This window comes from Helicobacter trogontum, assembly GCF_000765905.2.
GTDB lineage: Bacteria > Campylobacterota > Campylobacteria > Campylobacterales > Helicobacteraceae > Helicobacter_A > Helicobacter_A trogontum.
Genome location: NZ_JRPL02000003.1, coordinates 146,212 through 162,887 on the forward strand (window position 1 = coordinate 146,212; position 16,676 = coordinate 162,887).

13 protein-coding genes are annotated in these 16,676 nt (G+C 32.2%); 6 read left to right on the plus strand and 7 right to left on the minus strand.

All coding sequences use genetic code 11. From position 1 onward, the window contains the following. Positions 1-35: 35 nt before the first annotated feature. The 3 genes from LS81_RS02520 to LS81_RS02530 all read right to left on the minus strand — a co-directional run bounded on the left by LS81_RS02520 (position 36) and on the right by LS81_RS02530 (position 3,160). Complete coding sequence (locus LS81_RS02520; protein ID WP_034344601.1) at positions 36-470, minus strand: globin domain-containing protein; 435 nt, start codon at positions 468-470, stop codon at positions 36-38. Between the two features lie 267 nt (positions 471-737). Next, positions 738-1,766: a type II asparaginase gene (locus tag LS81_RS02525; RefSeq protein ID WP_081955948.1), complete on the minus strand. Its 1,029-nt coding sequence runs from the start codon at positions 1,764-1,766 to the stop codon at positions 738-740. Between the two features lie 122 nt (positions 1,767-1,888). Next, positions 1,889-3,160 carry a hypothetical protein gene (locus LS81_RS02530; RefSeq protein WP_034344598.1) on the minus strand — a complete coding sequence of 424 codons (1,272 nt, stop codon included), beginning with the start codon at positions 3,158-3,160 and terminating at the stop codon, positions 1,889-1,891. Between the two features lie 358 nt (positions 3,161-3,518). Here LS81_RS02530 and LS81_RS02535 point away from each other — a divergent pair, with 358 nt between their 5' ends. The 6 genes from LS81_RS02535 to LS81_RS02560 all read left to right on the plus strand — a co-directional run bounded on the left by LS81_RS02535 (position 3,519) and on the right by LS81_RS02560 (position 13,464). Then, positions 3,519-4,388, plus strand: coding sequence for a DnaJ family protein (locus LS81_RS02535; protein WP_034344595.1), 870 nt, complete (start codon positions 3,519-3,521; stop codon positions 4,386-4,388). A 20-nt stretch (positions 4,389-4,408) separates the two neighbouring features. Beyond that, positions 4,409-4,786, plus strand: a complete 378-nt coding sequence (locus tag LS81_RS02540; RefSeq protein ID WP_034318541.1) for a heat shock protein transcriptional repressor HspR — start codon at positions 4,409-4,411, stop codon at positions 4,784-4,786. A gap of 24 nt (positions 4,787-4,810) precedes the next feature. Continuing rightward, positions 4,811-7,423, plus strand: a complete 2,613-nt coding sequence (gene secA, locus LS81_RS02545; RefSeq protein WP_034344592.1) for a preprotein translocase subunit SecA — start codon at positions 4,811-4,813, stop codon at positions 7,421-7,423. Positions 7,424-8,187: 764 nt separating this feature from the next. Continuing rightward, a complete protein-coding gene (gene typA, locus LS81_RS02550) occupies positions 8,188-9,990 on the plus strand; it encodes a translational GTPase TypA (RefSeq protein WP_034344589.1) in 1,803 nt (600 codons plus the stop codon). 54 nt (positions 9,991-10,044) lie between these two features. Further along, positions 10,045-10,671 (plus strand): NAD(P)H-dependent oxidoreductase, encoded by a 627-nt coding sequence (locus LS81_RS02555; RefSeq protein ID WP_034318552.1) that lies wholly within the window; start codon positions 10,045-10,047, stop codon positions 10,669-10,671. A 603-nt stretch (positions 10,672-11,274) separates the two neighbouring features. Further along, positions 11,275-13,464 (plus strand): TonB-dependent receptor domain-containing protein, encoded by a 2,190-nt coding sequence (locus LS81_RS02560; protein ID WP_052096439.1) that lies wholly within the window; start codon positions 11,275-11,277, stop codon positions 13,462-13,464. A gap of 568 nt (positions 13,465-14,032) precedes the next feature. Here LS81_RS02560 and LS81_RS02565 read toward each other — a convergent pair. From LS81_RS02565 to LS81_RS02580, 4 genes are all read right to left on the minus strand, one after another. Beyond that, a complete protein-coding gene (locus LS81_RS02565) occupies positions 14,033-14,722 on the minus strand; it encodes a hypothetical protein (RefSeq protein ID WP_034344588.1) in 690 nt (229 codons plus the stop codon). A gap of 73 nt (positions 14,723-14,795) precedes the next feature. Beyond that, positions 14,796-15,440 (minus strand): PoNe immunity protein domain-containing protein, encoded by a 645-nt coding sequence (locus LS81_RS02570; protein WP_034344586.1) that lies wholly within the window; start codon positions 15,438-15,440, stop codon positions 14,796-14,798. Between the two features lie 13 nt (positions 15,441-15,453). After that, entirely contained in the window at positions 15,454-15,732 is a 279-nt protein-coding gene (locus LS81_RS11675) for a hypothetical protein (RefSeq protein ID WP_170177196.1), read from the minus strand. Between the two features lie 258 nt (positions 15,733-15,990). Beyond that, entirely contained in the window at positions 15,991-16,635 is a 645-nt protein-coding gene (locus tag LS81_RS02580; RefSeq protein WP_034344586.1) for a PoNe immunity protein domain-containing protein, read from the minus strand. Between the last annotated feature and the right edge of the window lie 41 nt (positions 16,636-16,676).

A 16,676-nucleotide genomic window follows, 5' to 3' on the forward strand; every position in this document is an offset into this window, starting at 1 on the left:
AAATAAACTCATTTTTTAGAATTCTAAAAATAAGATTATTGTAGATTATACATTTTTTCCTCTACCTCTATATAGTAATTTGCAATTTCTTGATATGCTTTCTCCCATGCTTGCAAGATTTCATCAGTTGCATTTTCTTGCAACACATTTTTAAGTGCTTTTATTAAGCATTCACCAACAATTGGATAATGTTCTTTTTTTACATTAAGCTTAACATGTGTTTTACCAATAGATTCTATTTGTGAACGAATTGAATCTAGGTTTTCAATATTCATTGCAGCATTTAATACAGCCATAGCAAGTGCCTTTGGTTGCTTACCATTTTTTTGCTTTGTCATATCAAACATACCTTGCACTTGTGGATAATTAGTGAATAAAATGCTGTAAAACTCTTTCGTGATTGTTTCACCATGAGTTTTTAAAACAGGAACTGTGCTTTTTACAATTTCTATACTGTGTTTATCTAACATGAAAAATCCTTTATAATTAAACTTAAATTGATGCAATAGTAAATGATAATTTCGGAATAAAAATTGATATGTGTTAATAACTTTATTTTTTGTTTGTATTTTACAAAATCTATTAGTTAGTAATTTTTAAAATCAGCAAATCAGCATAAGATGAGATCTCTGATAGATCTAACATCTAGCAAATTGTAAGCTTTCATAGATTGAGAGTAGAGATAGTGCCCTCATACAATTTAGATAGCACTATTAAAGTTACATTAATGTATTGAATTAATAGGTTTCAAAAATATTTGCGATAGCATCAAGTCTGTTTGTTTTTGTTAATGCAAGCATAAGTAGAATACGTGCTTTTTGTGGGTTTAAGTCATGTGCACCAATAAATCCAAGTTTAGAATCATTACTATTTGCAAGCACAATACCAGATCCAACTCTTGAACTTTGCACAACCACTAAACCTTTTTGCATAAGATTCTTTAATACTTCTTTTTGATATTTATGAATACTACCAGCACCGCTTCCAGCTACAACAATACCTTTTGTACCAGCCTGAAATAAAGCTTTAGCAGCAACACCAGAACCATCATTCGCATAAGAGTATAAAATATCAACTTTTGGGAGAGTATCAATTCTGTCTATATTAAAAATGCTTTTTCTTGTATGTGGTTGCAATGGCACATAATTAAAAAATACATTTCCATCAAGAATATAACCCATATCGCCGCTATTTGGCGACTTGAAGGTTTCCACATTGAGTGCATGTGTTTTTGTGGCACCTCTTGCACTCTGAATCCTATCATTCATTGCAATCATTACACCTTTATTTTTTGCTTTTGGGTTTGCAGCAAGAGCAACCGCATTGTAAAGATTTTTTGGACCATCAGCACTCATTGCAGTGCTTGGTCGCATAGCACCCACTAGCACTACAGGCTTATCACTTTTAATCGTTAGGTGTAAAAAAAACGCGGTTTCTTCCATAGTGTCAGTGCCATGTGTAATAACAATGCCATCCACATCACGACTTGCTAAAAGTTTATTGATACGCTTAGCAAGAGTTAACCATATCTCATCAGTCATATCAGCGCTATCAATATTTGCGATTTGTTCACCTTTTATATTAGCAAGATTTTTAATTTCTGGCACAGCATTAATAAGTACATCAACGCCTACAACACCTGCAGTGTAACCTGTTGTTTTAATATTAGAATCAATAGAACCAGCAATCGTTCCACCCGTCGCAAGAATGACGATATTTGGTTTTTTTTCTTCTTGCATCTCTTCAATAGACAACGCTTGCAACATTACCATGTTTCCTACAGCTAACAGAAAAACTGCAAAAAAAAATCTTTTCATACAATACCCTTTAGGATAGATTTGGAATAAATCCATGGGATATTATAGCAAAATTTGTAACTTTTACATGATTACTGCTTTTTTGCTAGTCCTTTAAACAATTTATCTGTATTAAGAATTATTGTAAGCATTTGTGTATTTGCAATCTTTGTATCTACAAAATGGAATATAAAGCTAAAACGAGCAGTGCAATATGAATTTTTATGTTCCCAATACATTTCTAATCGATCATAAAATTTTGCTTGATAAAATGGCAAACCCCAATATAGAGATTCTCCATATTCATTAAAATACTTCATTTGTGGTTGTCCATAATATAAACTATTTTCAATGCCAAACCCTTTATATTGTGCCTTTAATAAAAAATCTAATCCAACATTATTTGAGAATGGATCAAGTCCGCTAGAATGTCTTCTTTTACGTTCTACAGAGCCAAGTATACCAAGACTAAAATTCATAGAATCCATGTAGGACATAAAATGCTTTTGTAAATCTAAGCCAGCAAATACATTATAATATAGCCTATCAAGTAACCATACATCTTTATTTGTGCTTAAAGGATTAAGGATATCATCATTCTTTGTATGATAAAGCAGGAATGAGCCGCCAAGAAAAATATTGTCACGCCATAAATTCTGCTGCACGAAACCCTGTGCCAAGAACTCATCAATTCTTTTTTGTAGATTTCCACCATACCAATCAAATATAAATTCTGCCTTCAGATCATTATCATTGCTTTGATATTGTAAGGCAAGCCCATTTGTCATAGGATTTTGTAGTAAAAAATCTTTGCGATAATAGAGATTAGGATATACTCCAATCCAATGCTTCCGTGGAAAGATTCCAAAATAGCCACTGAAATTCTTGTAATGTGTATCATAATAAAGACTTAAACCTGTATTTTGTGGAAATTGTGGGATTTTCTCGCCCATATTAAGAATGTAATACCCACCAACACGCAGATTTTGCCCATAAAAATGTAAGCCTATTTCAGGAAATATACTTGCTTGAAGCAATGTGCGTGTGTCCCAATATGGGAAGGAATCTTCCAAATTATCACCAAAAAACACAAAATCAAAACCATACAAAACATGTATATCTTTGTTATCATTGTTGTGATTTATAGTTTTAGTGTGTGGGATTGTTGTTGTAGGTTCTATATTGTTGGAATTGGTGCTTATGGATCCTGTTGTCATAGAGCTTGTATTTGCAAAATCTGTAATTACAGAATCTTTATGCTTAGATTCTGTTTTGGAAATGGTAGGATTTATTGTTTGTTTTGCATATATTATACTCGTCGTGATCGCACATATACACAAATGTATGCAGAGGTTTTTATACATTTTATTATCTCGCTTTTCTTAGTTTAGAGTTTAGAATCTATTTTTAGCTATTTCTTGCATTTATAACTTTTGTATTGTTCTACATATTTATTACTTAATTGTGTTCAATGCCCAAAATTATACCCTACTTTTATTCTTCTACCACTCTTCAAATATTTGAATTAACTAAATATTTTTCTCAAAATCTTAGATATTCATTCTATCGATACGAAATGATATAGAATCTATGCTATAAAGCTAAGAGATATTTAATTTATTTTTAGTATTCAGCACACAATTTCATACAAACTAAATAAAGTTTATATACATAAACTCATATTTTATGCTAAAATAACACTAAAAGTTTTACGAGGTGCTTATGGCAAAAAGTTTATATCAAACATTAAATATTAGTGAAAATGCGAGTGCAGATGAAATTAAAAAAGCATATAGGAAACTTGCAAGACAATATCATCCAGATGTGAATAAATCTGCAGAAGCTGAAGAAAAGTTTAAAGAAATAAATGGTGCGTATGAGATTCTAAGCGACCCACAAAAAAAAGCCGAGTATGATCAATATGGCGATAGCATGTTTAATGGACAAAATTTTAGCGATTTTAGTCGTTCATATCAAAGTGCTGATTTAAATGATATTTTAAAAAATATTTTTGGTGCTCGTGGCAGAGGTTTTAATGGCGGTAGTGCAGGATTTGGTTCATTTAATTTTGGATTTGATAATAATATGCACGATAGTATTGACTTGGATATTGAAGCACATGCGACTATACCGCTTAAGAGTGCGCTTCTAGGTGATACCTTGCGTTTACATTTAAATGGGTCAAGCTTTGAGTTAAAAATTCCAGAAGGCATTACAAGTGGTTCAAAGCTGCGTGCAAAAGGTAAAGGTAAAAAGCTTGGCAATATGGTTGGAGATGCAATAATTACTATCGATATAACACCAGAAGAAGGATATAGTATTGATGGTTATAACCTCACTCAAGTTGTAGAGGTGCCATTAAAAGCGATGCTTTTTGGAGATAAGGCACACATACAAACAGCACGAGAAGAAATGACAATTAAGATCCCAGCAAATACACAAAATGGAAAAAAAATGCGTATTAAAAATAAAGGCTTTAAGGATAGAAAAACAGGGCAATATGGTGATTTAATCTTGCAAGTATATGCAAAGTTACCAGATCCCAACACATTGAGCGATGAGTTAAAAGAATTATTGCAAAAAGAATTATAATTTTTAGAGAAGGATGTAGCATGGATGCAAGTTATGATGAACCGGTTTTTTTGATTAGTGTAGTAGCAAAGATACTTGATATTCACCCACAGACTTTACGACAATATGAAAAAGAGGGGCTTATTGAACCATCACGCACTGATGGAAAAATGCGTCTTTATTCACAGCGAGATATGGATAAAATTAAAACAATCTTAAAGCTTACTAGGGATTTGGGTGTGAATCTTGCAGGTGTGGATATTATCTTGCGATTGAAAGAGAGAATGGATGAGCTTGATAGCTTAAATGATGATCTACGCAATAATTTACACAAGCAACAAAACACAAAAAGTGTTTCAGGAGATTTAACAATTGTAAAAAGCTCTTATGAACTTGTCCTGCATTCAAAGAAGCAGTAAAAAGATTCTGTAAAAAGGAAAAATATGAAAACTTTATTTGGAAAAATTTTTGGCACACGTAATGATAAGATTCTAAAAGGCTATAAAAATCGTGTGCGTAAGATCAATGCACTAGAAACAGAGTTAGAAACCTTAAGTGATGAGTCCTTGCAACAAAGATTTCAGACTATTAAAGATGAAGTTGCACATAAACTTAGCAGCTTAGATAATGCTGATTTTTCTATACAAGTTGTAAACTCACTTTTAGACTCCAAGCTTGAAGAAGTCTTTGCACTCACAAGAGAGGCAAGTAAAAGAATTCTTAATATGCGACATTTTGATGTGCAGCTTATTGGTGGCATGGCTTTACATGAAGGAAAGATTGCAGAGATGAAAACAGGTGAGGGAAAAACACTTGTAGCAACTTTACCAGTTATATTAAATGCATTATCAGGTAAGAGTGTGCACGTTGTAACAGTGAATGACTATCTTGCAAACAGAGACGCAGCAACCATGCAACCACTCTATAACTTTTTTGGCTTTAGTGTAGGTGTGATTACAAATGCAATACAAAGCGATGAAGAACGCTTAAAAATTTATGCAAGTGATATTGTGTATGGCACAAATAATGAATATGGATTTGATTATTTACGTGATAATATGAAATACAATTTAGAACAAAAAGTGCAAAAACATCACTTTTTTGCTATCGTTGATGAAGTGGATTCTATTCTAATCGATGAAGCAAGAACTCCTCTTATTATCTCAGGTCCTATTAATCGCAAAATGGAAAACTATCAACTAGCAGATTCTGTAGCAAAAAAAATGCAAAAAGATTCTGATTTTAGCGTTGATGAAAAAAATCGTGTAGTTTTGACAACAGAAGATGGGATTAAAAAAGCAGAATCTCTTTTTAATGTAGAGAATCTTTACGCAATCGAAAACGCGTCTTTATCACATCACCTAGATCAAGCATTAAAGGCAAACTATTTGTTTGTAAAAGATAAAGATTATGTAGTCCAAAATGGCGAAGTCGTGATTGTAGATGAGTTTACAGGCAGACTAAGTGAGGGTAGAAGATTTAGCGAAGGGCTTCATCAGGCACTAGAAGCAAAAGAAGGCGTAGCAATTAAAGAAGAGAGTCAGACTCTAGCAGATATTACATTCCAAAATTATTTTCGCTTGTATGATAAATTAGGGGGCATGACAGGAACAGCCCAAACCGAAGCAACAGAATTTTTAGAAATATATAAACTTGAGGTTGTCTCTATACCCACTAACCTCCCTATACAACGAAAAGACTTAAATGACTTAATCTATAAAAGTGAGCATGAGAAATTCCAAGCAGTATTAGATAAAATCACAGAACTTTACAAGAAAGGGCAACCAGTGCTTGTTGGTACAGCAAGTATAGAAAAAAGTGAAGTGCTACATGAATGGCTTAAGAAAGCTAGAATCCCACATAACGTATTAAATGCAAAACAACATGAAAAAGAAGCAGAAATTATTAAAAATGCTGGACTAAAAGGTGCAGTTACTATTGCTACAAATATGGCAGGTAGAGGGGTGGATATTAAAATCGATGATGAGATAAGAGAGCTTGGTGGGCTTTACATTATTGGTACAGAGCGACACGAAAGCAGAAGGATTGATAATCAGTTGCGTGGTCGTGCGGGTAGACAAGGAGATCCTGGTGTCAGCCAATTTTATCTAAGCCTTGAAGATTCATTGCTTAGAATCTTTGGGAGTGATAAATTAAAAGGTATTATGGGTAAGCTTGGTATGAAAGATGGCGAGAGTATAGAATCTAGTATGATTACAAAATCTATCGAAAAAGCACAAAAAAAGGTAGAATCTTTGCATTTTGAATCAAGAAAACATCTACTTGAGTATGATGATGTGAGTAATGAGCAAAGAAAGGTGATATATAGATTCAGAAATGAATTACTTCAAAAAAACTTTGATATGGCAGGACGCATAGCAGAAAACCGAGAAACAAGTGTGCATAACCTGCTTGAACGCAATCAAATATTGCCGCATGATGTGCCAGAAAATTATGATATTTCTGCTCTTTTAGCTGTGTTAAAAGAAGAATATTTGCTCGATTTAGAAGAATCTTTGCAGGCAAAAACTTATCATGAAATACAAGAGATTCTTATATCTGCATTGAAAAACGAATATGAGAAAAAGTTTGCAAATACAACTCCTGAAATGCGTAATGAACTTGAGCGAATTATTTACTTACAAGTTGTAGATAATGCATGGCGAGAGCATTTATATTCTATAGATCACTTAAAAACTGGTATTGGTTTGCGAGGATATAACCAAAAAGATCCGCTTGTAGAGTATAAAAAAGAAAGCTATAATCTATTTTTAGAACTCATAGACAACATTAAGATTGAAGCTTATCGCACATTGCAAATCATTCAGTTTAATACGCAGGATATGCAGCAAGAAGAAGAGAAGATTCTCTCTAATTTAGAACACGATAATGATAATATCGTGCTAAATCATAGCGGACTAGAAGAAGAGATAAAAGACAAAAAACCAGCAAGAAATGAAATATGTCCTTGTGGTAGTGGTAAAAAATATAAGCATTGCCATGGCAAAAGCGGACCAAAAAGGGGTATGCTTGCAAAACAAGCAGAAGATGTGTAAATAAGCCAAGCATATATCAAAAGTGATCATAGTTTTTACTTGAATTTGAGACTAACCTATACTTAAATAATTTACTTAAACAATCTTGTGTTAGGCTTAAAAATCTTGCCATGAGCTATGTAGCTGTGTGTAAATTAGCAGAGTTTAGCCTATTCTCACTTTTATTTGTAAAACAAACAAGGGTAAGAGACTTTTAGATACATATCTCTTTTAAGCACATTTATATGTGCCTCACTGCTTCTATGTATTAACATACATTAATAAGTCTTTTAATACTTTTAAAAACCACAACATACAATACTAGATATAAAAACCATCTAATAAATATATTGCAAAAGTGTTTATCTTTGAGAATCTCTTTATAGATCTGTTTTTATGATATGAAGGATATAGAAGACTTCAGTATAGCCCTTTAGATATTTCTATAAAGTATACAATTTTTACTACATTATTTTATGTTTGCTTTACTTATTGGAGCCTAAATGCTCAATCTTGCTTATGTCTGTTTTGCTGTTGCAAATATGTCTTATAAGGACTTAAGGTATAAAATATTCTTTTGTTAGCCTACAAAGCAAAATAATTTAAGTATGCCATTGTATTGCATCTTGTAATGCTTTTTATCTTAATTTAGGGTAATATATTACATAACAAAGCTTTGTTTTTATACTGCAGTGCATAATATTCTCATGTCTTATATAATCATTAATATAACTATGTCATAATTTGGGACTCATTCCACTTTAATTTTACCTTAGGATTAAAATATGCAAAATATACGAAACATTGCTGTAATTGCCCATGTTGATCATGGTAAAACGACTTTAGTTGATGGACTTTTGAGTCAGTCTGGGACATTTGGCGAGAGGGAGCAAGTTGATGAACGCGTGATGGATTCTAATGATTTGGAGCGAGAGCGTGGCATTACAATCCTTTCAAAAAACACTGCTATAAATTATAAAGGCACAAAAATTAATATTATTGATACTCCAGGACATGCTGATTTTGGTGGGGAAGTAGAGCGTGTTTTGAAAATGGTTGATGGTGTTTTGTTGCTTGTAGATGCACAAGAAGGCGTCATGCCTCAAACTAAGTTTGTTGTTAAAAAGGCTCTTAGCCTTGGAATCCGTCCAATTGTGGTAGTAAATAAAATTGATAAACCTGCTGCAGAGCCAGATCGTGTAGTTGATGAAGTGTTTGATCTATTTGTATCAATGGATGCAAATGATGAGCAACTTGATTTCCCCGTGATTTATGCTGCTGCACGAGATGGTTATGCAATAAAAGATTTAGGCGATCCCAAAAAAGATCTTGAACCACTTTTTGAAGCAATTCTAGAGCATGTGCCATTACCAAGTGGAAGTGCAGAAAATCCACTTCAAATGCAAGTATTCACGCTTGATTATGACAACTATGTGGGAAAAATCGGCATTGCACGTGTGTTTAATGGACGTGTAAAAAAGGGTGAAAACGTGATGCTTGCAAAGAGCGATGGCGAGAAAGAAACTGGTCGCATAAGCAAACTTATTGGTTTTATGGGATTAGCAAGAACCGAGATAGAATCTGCTGAAGCAGGAGATATTGTAGCTATTGCAGGTTTTAATGCTGTTGATGTGGGAGATTCTATTGTATGTCCTAATAATCCAATGCCACTTGATCCTATGCACCTAGAAGAGCCTACAATGAGTGTATATTTTGCAGTAAATGATAGTCCATTGGCAGGATTAGAAGGTAAGCATGTAACTGCCAATAAGATAAAAGACAGATTATTAAAAGAAATGCAAACAAATATTGCAATGCGATGTGAAGAAATGGGTGAGGGAAAATTCAAAGTAAGCGGAAGAGGTGAGCTACAAATCACAATTTTGGCTGAAAATCTTCGTCGAGAAGGTTTTGAGTTTAGTATCTCACGCCCAGAAGTTATCGTAAAAGAAGAAAATGGTGTAAAGACTGAACCTTTTGAACATTTAGTCATTGATACACCGCAAGATTTTAGTGGAGCAATCATTGAGAAACTTGGTAAGAGAAAAGCAGAAATGAAAGCTATGAACCCCATGAGTGATGGATATACAAGATTGGAGTTTGAGATCCCAGCACGAGGACTTATTGGATATAGAAGCGAGTTTTTGACAGATACAAAGGGTGAGGGTGTCATGAATCATAGCTTTTTGGAATTCCGTCCATTTAGTGGTGGAGTAGAATCGAGAAAAAATGGTGCGTTAATTTCTATGGAAAATGGTGAGGCAACTGGATTTTCACTCTTTAATATTCAAGAAAGAGGGGTGCTGTTTATTGCTCCGCAAACCAAAGTGTATGTAGGTATGGTTATTGGTGAACACAGTCGCGATAATGATCTTGATGTGAATCCTATTAAAGCAAAGCATCTAACAAATATGCGTGCAAGTGGAAGTGATGATGCTATCAAGCTTGTTCCACCACGAGATCTGACATTAGAGCGAGCATTAGAGTGGATAGAAGATGATGAGATTTTGGAGGTAACACCACAAAATATTAGAATCAGAAAAAAGATTCTTGAGCCAAATATGCGTAAAAGAGCAAAGGCAAAATAAAGTTTATCTTTTTACTAAAGCTATCTTATGTATAAATTAGCAAAGGAGTATATAATGAATAGGTTTCTAGAATCAATATATTTCCGCCATTCATGTAAGCTTTTTGATGAGGATAAAAAGATTCCAAAAGAGGTTTTTGATGAGATTCTAGAAGTAGGTAGGCTTTCTCCTAGTTCTTTTGGATTAGAACCCACAAGATTACTTGTGCTACGTAGTGATGAGGCTAAAGCCGCACTTCGTCCATTATGTTGGAATCAACCTCAAATTACAAGTGCAAGTGAGGTTGTTGTATTCAAAAGCTTGCAAAATGATCTGGTTCCACCAAGCAACTATACAAAGCAAAGCACCTTTAGACGTAAACCCGATTTAGGTGCATATCAGGCATTTTGTGATCGTTTGGGTGGATATTTGAGAGAGCGAGGGTTAGACTCTTATGAATCTCTCTCGCATTGGAGTGCAAAGCAAGCTTATATCATGGCAACTTATATGGTGGCATATGCGAGTTACTTACAAATTGATACTTGCTATATTGAGGGGTATGAGAAAAAAGCGGTAGAAGAACTCTATGGGCTTGATCCATTTAAAGAGCAGGTAAGTCTCATTGTATGTTTTGGCTATCGTGGCAAAGAACAACAGCAGCGATATAGAATCTCACTTGATGATTTAGTAGAATATAGGTAAATATCAAGAATCTGCATATCTATCTTGCTATGTTGTATAATATAGATCAAGCTAAATTCCTAATGAATAAAATCTAGATTCCATATTGAATACATAAAGCTTTTAAGGCTAAATCATATAACTTTCATAAAGAAATATAACGTATAAAAGGTTTTTATAAACTATAGGTATTATTGAAATATATGAGATTTATTGTATTTATAGATTGTCGTCTTTAGAGTGGATTTATTACCCATAATAGTCCAAATAGATTGGCTAGATAATGATCAATAAGAGGTCTATTTTTTAGTGTCATAACATTTTATAAATAAAATAGTTTCATATGTTTTATAAGCAAATCTTAAGATAAGAACGAGAGGAATATTTCAAGTAAATCTTATAAGTAACGCATGGAAAAGAGATGATATAAAGTTAAACAAAATCGCAGGTAATGTAGTCTCATATTCATAGTCTTTCAATAACAACAGGAATATTAGAAATACTAAAATCTGTATTTAATACATATCTAATATTATTTCTACTGATTATATATATAACTATAATTAATATAAAATTAAGATTATTATAAGTATAATTCTTAAAATTGAAATTAAAGGATATTATATGGGGGACTTATCTCAACAACATAATCATGTAAATAACCTAACAAATAGCACACCAATATCATATGCTTTTATTGCAATGCTTATGAGTGCTAATTTGAGTCTTGCAGATACAAATCTTGATAAAGAAAATATAAAGCAAGATTCAAAACAACAAACAATGACATCAGATGATAAAAAAGCCTACAAACTTAAATCTGTTGTGACAACATCTACAGGTTTTTCACAGGATAAAAAGGTAGCTCCAGCTTCAATTACGGTTATATCAAAAGAGGAAATTTTGGAGCGTCCCATAAAAGATTTAGGTGATGCTGTGCAAGATGTCCCTGGTGTCTATGTAGAACAAACTAAAACAGGACAAAATCAGATTTATATGCGTGGACTTGGATCTGACTACACACTAATTCTTATTGATGGTAAGCGGCAAAATGTAAATTCTGCCTTCAATCAAAATGGTTTTGGTGGCGTACTTACAAGCTTTATGCCGCCTTTATCAATGATTGAACGTATTGAGGTGATACGAGGTCCTGCAAGTATTATATATGGGACAGACGCTATGGGAGGGGTTATTAATATCATCACAAAGAAGAATCCGCAAAAGCTTACTGGAAGCGTCATGATTGAATCAACAATTCAAGAACAACGAAAAAATTGGGGTGATAATTATGGTGTTAATACCTATGTTGCAACGCCAATTGTCAAGGACGTGCTATCATTAAGCGTTAGAGGTGCATATAAATATTCACAACCAAGTTATTTTTATAATCCAATTGGTACAAGTAGTAATGGCAATCCATACACTACACATTCACCAGGTAGATGGTACTCCTATAATGCAGGAGCAAGGCTTGATTATATTATTAATAAGCATAATAGCATCTATCTTGATGGAGAATTCTATCATATAACCAATACAACTCTTAATACCTCTAGTCGCAATGTTAGCTCAACGAGCGACTTTGATAAAACTAATGTTGTACTTAGCCATGATAGCGAATATGATTGGGGGAAATTGGCTAATTATGTCCAATACTCTTTAACACAAAGGATACCGCAAACAACCACTGGGTTTGGTAATGTATCTGGACCACTCAATTATAATAGCATATATCAAAATCACGACATTGTGCTAAGCTCCATGTATAATCATGACTTTAACCTTGAAGATTGGGGGGATTTAGGATTAACAAGTGGGATATATTATCTTTATGAGCGACTTATCCTCAAAAGCAGTAATTTTGATAGAGATATGCATCAACTTGCACTTTTTGCTGAGGGACAATGGTTTATTAATGAGTATTTCTCGACAACACTTGGTCTTCGCTATAATTATGCTAATCTCTATGCAGCCATGCCAAATCCAAGGCTTTACATCAATTATAACCCATTCTCATGGCTTACCTTTAAGGCTGGTGTAGCAAGTGGCATGAAGATTCCAAGTTTGCAAGAGAGCTATAATGGACTTTATCAGATTGATACCTCTGGTATTTATTATTATGGTACCAAAGATTTACAAGCAGAAAAAAGCTGGAATTATGAATTAAGCACAATTATTGATACAGAACCTGCATACATCACCTTGACTGGATTTTACACAGATTTTAGAGATCAGATTCAAACAATTCAAAATGTTTCACCAGGAGCAAGTTTACCTGGTGGCTTTGTATGTGCTAGCTCTGCTACAACATGTCAATATCTTAATAATGTTGATCAATCTCTTGCAGCAGGTGTAGAGTTTAGCTTACAAACAAAGCCCTTCTATGGTGTAAGCTTTGATGCGTCTTATGCTTTCACTTATACAGAACAGCTAACAGGGTTGCAAAAAGGGAAACCAGTCAATAGCATTCCGCAACACAAACTTATGACAAAGATAACTTATAAATATCAAAACTTTAGCACATATTTGCGTATGCAAGGTAATTTCAAAACTCCAACTATTGCAACTGGTAAGGGTGGTGATCCAACAATTCTTGTAGGACAATATTATAAAGACTATATATTGCTTGATATGGCGTTTAATTATACATTTTTCAAATATTACACACTTACGCTTTCACTCAATAATCTCTTAAATACAAATTTTATTGATTATGCAATAGGGAATGTTAATAACGCCCAAACTTATGTTAATCGTTATCAACGATTTTTACCTGGACGCAATTATTGGTTAAGTTTTAAGATTGATTTCTAAGATGAATTAAAGGATAGAGTAGCATAGAGATATTGTGTTTTAACTTTTATTTTAGGTGTAAATTCAAAGCGATCTAATATCAAACTATTTAAGTAAATAAGCCATTATCGCCCAAAATATCTAGGCTTAGGATGGGGTAGTAGTTAGATGCAAAACATAATGACTAGAACATCTGACTATTGTCAATGGGTTCACAGAAATATATGTTATCATTATTTATTGGGTTTTAATTTTATAAGCATAGAGAGAGGTGCAAATATGATGCAACATGTTTAGAATCGATTAAAACATACTTGTAACAATATGAAATCCAAATACAACATCCAACAACTATCTACGTGATTGAAATTCTAGATTCTATCCCACAAAATCAGTTAGGTTTATCAAAAAGATTCTGGATTGCCATTTTTAGCTTTATGTAAGCAGCCATTTAATCCTATAATGTTTGCAGTTTATCTTTTAGTTTTATTCCATATTGGTTAAAGTTGATTTTCACACTATCTACTTTCTTTACTAAAGAATAAAGGTTATTATTCATTTGATTGTGTATTACTTATTTTGAAAAACCTTAACAAAGATTATTTTCTATAGAATGTTTTAAAACATCAAATACTTCTATACTTCCATCACCATATTCTATAGTAAAGTCTCTTTCTTCAATGGCTTTTTGATTATTTTTTAGAATTTTTAATGCTTGTTCTTTTTGATTAAGTTCTATAAGTAGTAAAACTTGCATTAAGGTTCTATCTTGCCAAATAGTATCTTCATTTTCTTCATAATTGTAAATAAAATCATAAAGCCCTTTTATTGTGTTAGTAGTATCAGTTTTAAAAGCTTCAATAAGAGTATCTATGCTTTCTTTATAAGCTTTTAAAAAGCTATGATAAGAATCACTTGGCATATCATCTAATCCAGATTGTTTTAAATCGTTCAAATTGGTAAATTCCATACTTTTAAAAGAAAATGGAAAAGATCTAACGCCATGTTGATTTAAAATTTTAAAATCCAAATTAGGCTCATCAAGTCCTATTGTCCTACATAAAATTTCATCACTTTTCATAGATTTTACTCTAAAAGAAACACTAAAACTTATGTAATCATCTTCTTCTTCTAAATAATGTTCAAAAGTAAAAAGTAAGTCGTCAAAAACACCATAAGTGATAAATTCTTCTGTTTTTAAACCATATTGTGCTGAAAATTTGTCCAGTTTTTTGCAAAATTTTAGAACAATATCATCTAAGATTTCTTGTTGCGTCATTTAAATTCCTTTGTAAAATTATTTTACTATTTTTTACTTTGTTTAATTTGAAAATTAAAAACCCACTATAAGATTAAATTAAATCATAAGGAAAGTATTTGTATTGTTTAAATTCTTCTTTATCTAAATTCATTAGCTTTACAATTGCTGCACCTTCAAGATCCCAAGTATCTAGAGGATCTCTTAATCTTGTATGTTTTTTCATATATTGATGTAAAAACTCAATATCCTTAGTAGCTACAAATTCTTTAATAAGCTCGTGTTCTTTGCGAATACATTTGCGTTCTAAATTTAAGTTTTTACCCTTAGATCCTATAAAATGTAAAAACCAATCTCTATTGAGAATATCTCTTCTTTTTCTCTCATCTTCTTCTATTAATTCTAATACACAAGCACTATCCATATCTAATAATACTCTAATGCAAAGTTCAAGAGCATTTCCTCTATAATAACCAATATCAATTCCTACTTCTAAACGATGTTCTTGTTTTAATAATACGTATGCTTCTAAATCTTTTTTAACTAGATTTATATCATCACCACGAGAGTATTTATCCATAGCAATACATTTTTTTCTATCTGTTATACAAAAAAGACAAGTTTCTCTTTTTCCTAATGGAAGTTCTAAAAGTATTTTTTCGGATTTTTTAATTTTTTCTTCACACTCTATTATATGTTTCGTAAAATACGCTTCATCTCTCTTAGTATCTCTTAGCATTTTTTATCCTTTATTATGGTATTTGTTTGATAAAACCTAATTGCATTAAGTCTTCTATGGAAATAGGAAGTTTAATTTGTGTTCCTTCACCTTCTTGATCAAAGTATGGAGATATTTTACCTTCTTTTGGGGAATGGAATTTGTTTTCTTCTTTTAAATTTTTAATATCTTTTTTTAATTCTTCATTCCCACTCATTTTAATCTTTCTATCAATACTTTCTGCATTAATATCTTCTAATACTTCATATCTTTTATAGGTTTTTTGCATGGCTTCGTTATTTTCATAAGGCAATGATCTTTTTTCATAAGGTATTGTGCAGCTTTTAATTTACCTCCTATCCCTTCCCATCTTATCCTATCATACTCAATCTTAGCAAGAGGACTAGCTTGTATTTTAGCTAAAGCAAATTTAATCTTATTCTTTTTAGGTATAGCAAATATAGGATAGCCTTTTATACTCACTCCTATCAAACCCATTTGTAAAACAGAATGTTTATGATTAACTTTTTCTAGTTATAAAAAGCCTTGTGGGTTTTTAAACCCACTAAGATTAAATTAAATCATAAGGAAAGTATTTGTATTGTTTAAATTCTTCTTTATCTAAATTCATTAGCTTTACAATTGCTGCACCTTCAAGATCCCAAGTATCTAGAGGATCTCTTAATCTTGTATGTTTTTTCATATATTGATGTAAAAACTCAATATCCTTAGTAGCTACAAATTCTTTAATAAGCTCGTGTTCTTTGCGAATACATTTGCGTTCTAAATTTAAGTTTTTACCCTTAGATCCTATAAAATGTAAAAACCAATCTCTATTGAGAATATCTCTTCTTTTTCTCTCATCTTCTTCTATTAATTCTAATACACAAGCACTATCCATATCTAATAATACTCTAATGCAAAGTTCAAGAGCATTTCCTCTATAATAACCAATATCAATTCCTACTTCTAAACGATGTTCTTGTTTTAATAATACGTATGCTTCTAAATCTTTTTTAACTAGATTTATATCATCACCACGAGAGTATTTATCCATAGCAATACATTTTTTTCTATCTGTTATACAAAAAAGACAAGTTTCTCTTTTTCCTAATGGAAGTTCTAAAAGTATTTTTTCGGATTTTTTAATTTTTTCTTCACACTCTATTATATGTTTCGTAAAATACGCTTCATCTCTCTTAGTATCTCTTAGCATTTTTTATCCTTTATTATGGTATTTGTTTGATAAAACCTAAT

Excerpts from the sequence above, each read along its gene's own strand:
- LS81_RS02520 (WP_034344601.1), bottom strand. The coding sequence starts at position 470 with ATGTTAGATAAACACAGTATAGAAATTGTAAAAAGCACAGTTCCTGTT.
- LS81_RS02525 (WP_081955948.1), bottom strand. The coding sequence starts at position 1,766 with ATGTTGCAAGCGTTGTCTATTGAAGAGATGCAAGAAGAAAAAAAACCA.
- LS81_RS02530 (WP_034344598.1), bottom strand. The coding sequence starts at position 3,160 with ATGTATAAAAACCTCTGCATACATTTGTGTATATGTGCGATCACGACG.
- LS81_RS02535 (WP_034344595.1), top strand. The coding sequence starts at position 3,519 with ATGGCAAAAAGTTTATATCAAACATTAAATATTAGTGAAAATGCGAGT.
- LS81_RS02540 (WP_034318541.1), top strand. The coding sequence starts at position 4,409 with ATGGATGCAAGTTATGATGAACCGGTTTTTTTGATTAGTGTAGTAGCA.
- secA (WP_034344592.1), top strand. The coding sequence starts at position 4,811 with ATGAAAACTTTATTTGGAAAAATTTTTGGCACACGTAATGATAAGATT.
- typA (WP_034344589.1), top strand. The coding sequence starts at position 8,188 with ATGCAAAATATACGAAACATTGCTGTAATTGCCCATGTTGATCATGGT.
- LS81_RS02555 (WP_034318552.1), top strand. The coding sequence starts at position 10,045 with ATGAATAGGTTTCTAGAATCAATATATTTCCGCCATTCATGTAAGCTT.
- LS81_RS02560 (WP_052096439.1), top strand. The coding sequence starts at position 11,275 with ATGGGGGACTTATCTCAACAACATAATCATGTAAATAACCTAACAAAT.
- LS81_RS02565 (WP_034344588.1), bottom strand. The coding sequence starts at position 14,722 with ATGACGCAACAAGAAATCTTAGATGATATTGTTCTAAAATTTTGCAAA.
- LS81_RS02570 (WP_034344586.1), bottom strand. The coding sequence starts at position 15,440 with ATGCTAAGAGATACTAAGAGAGATGAAGCGTATTTTACGAAACATATA.
- LS81_RS02580 (WP_034344586.1), bottom strand. The coding sequence starts at position 16,635 with ATGCTAAGAGATACTAAGAGAGATGAAGCGTATTTTACGAAACATATA.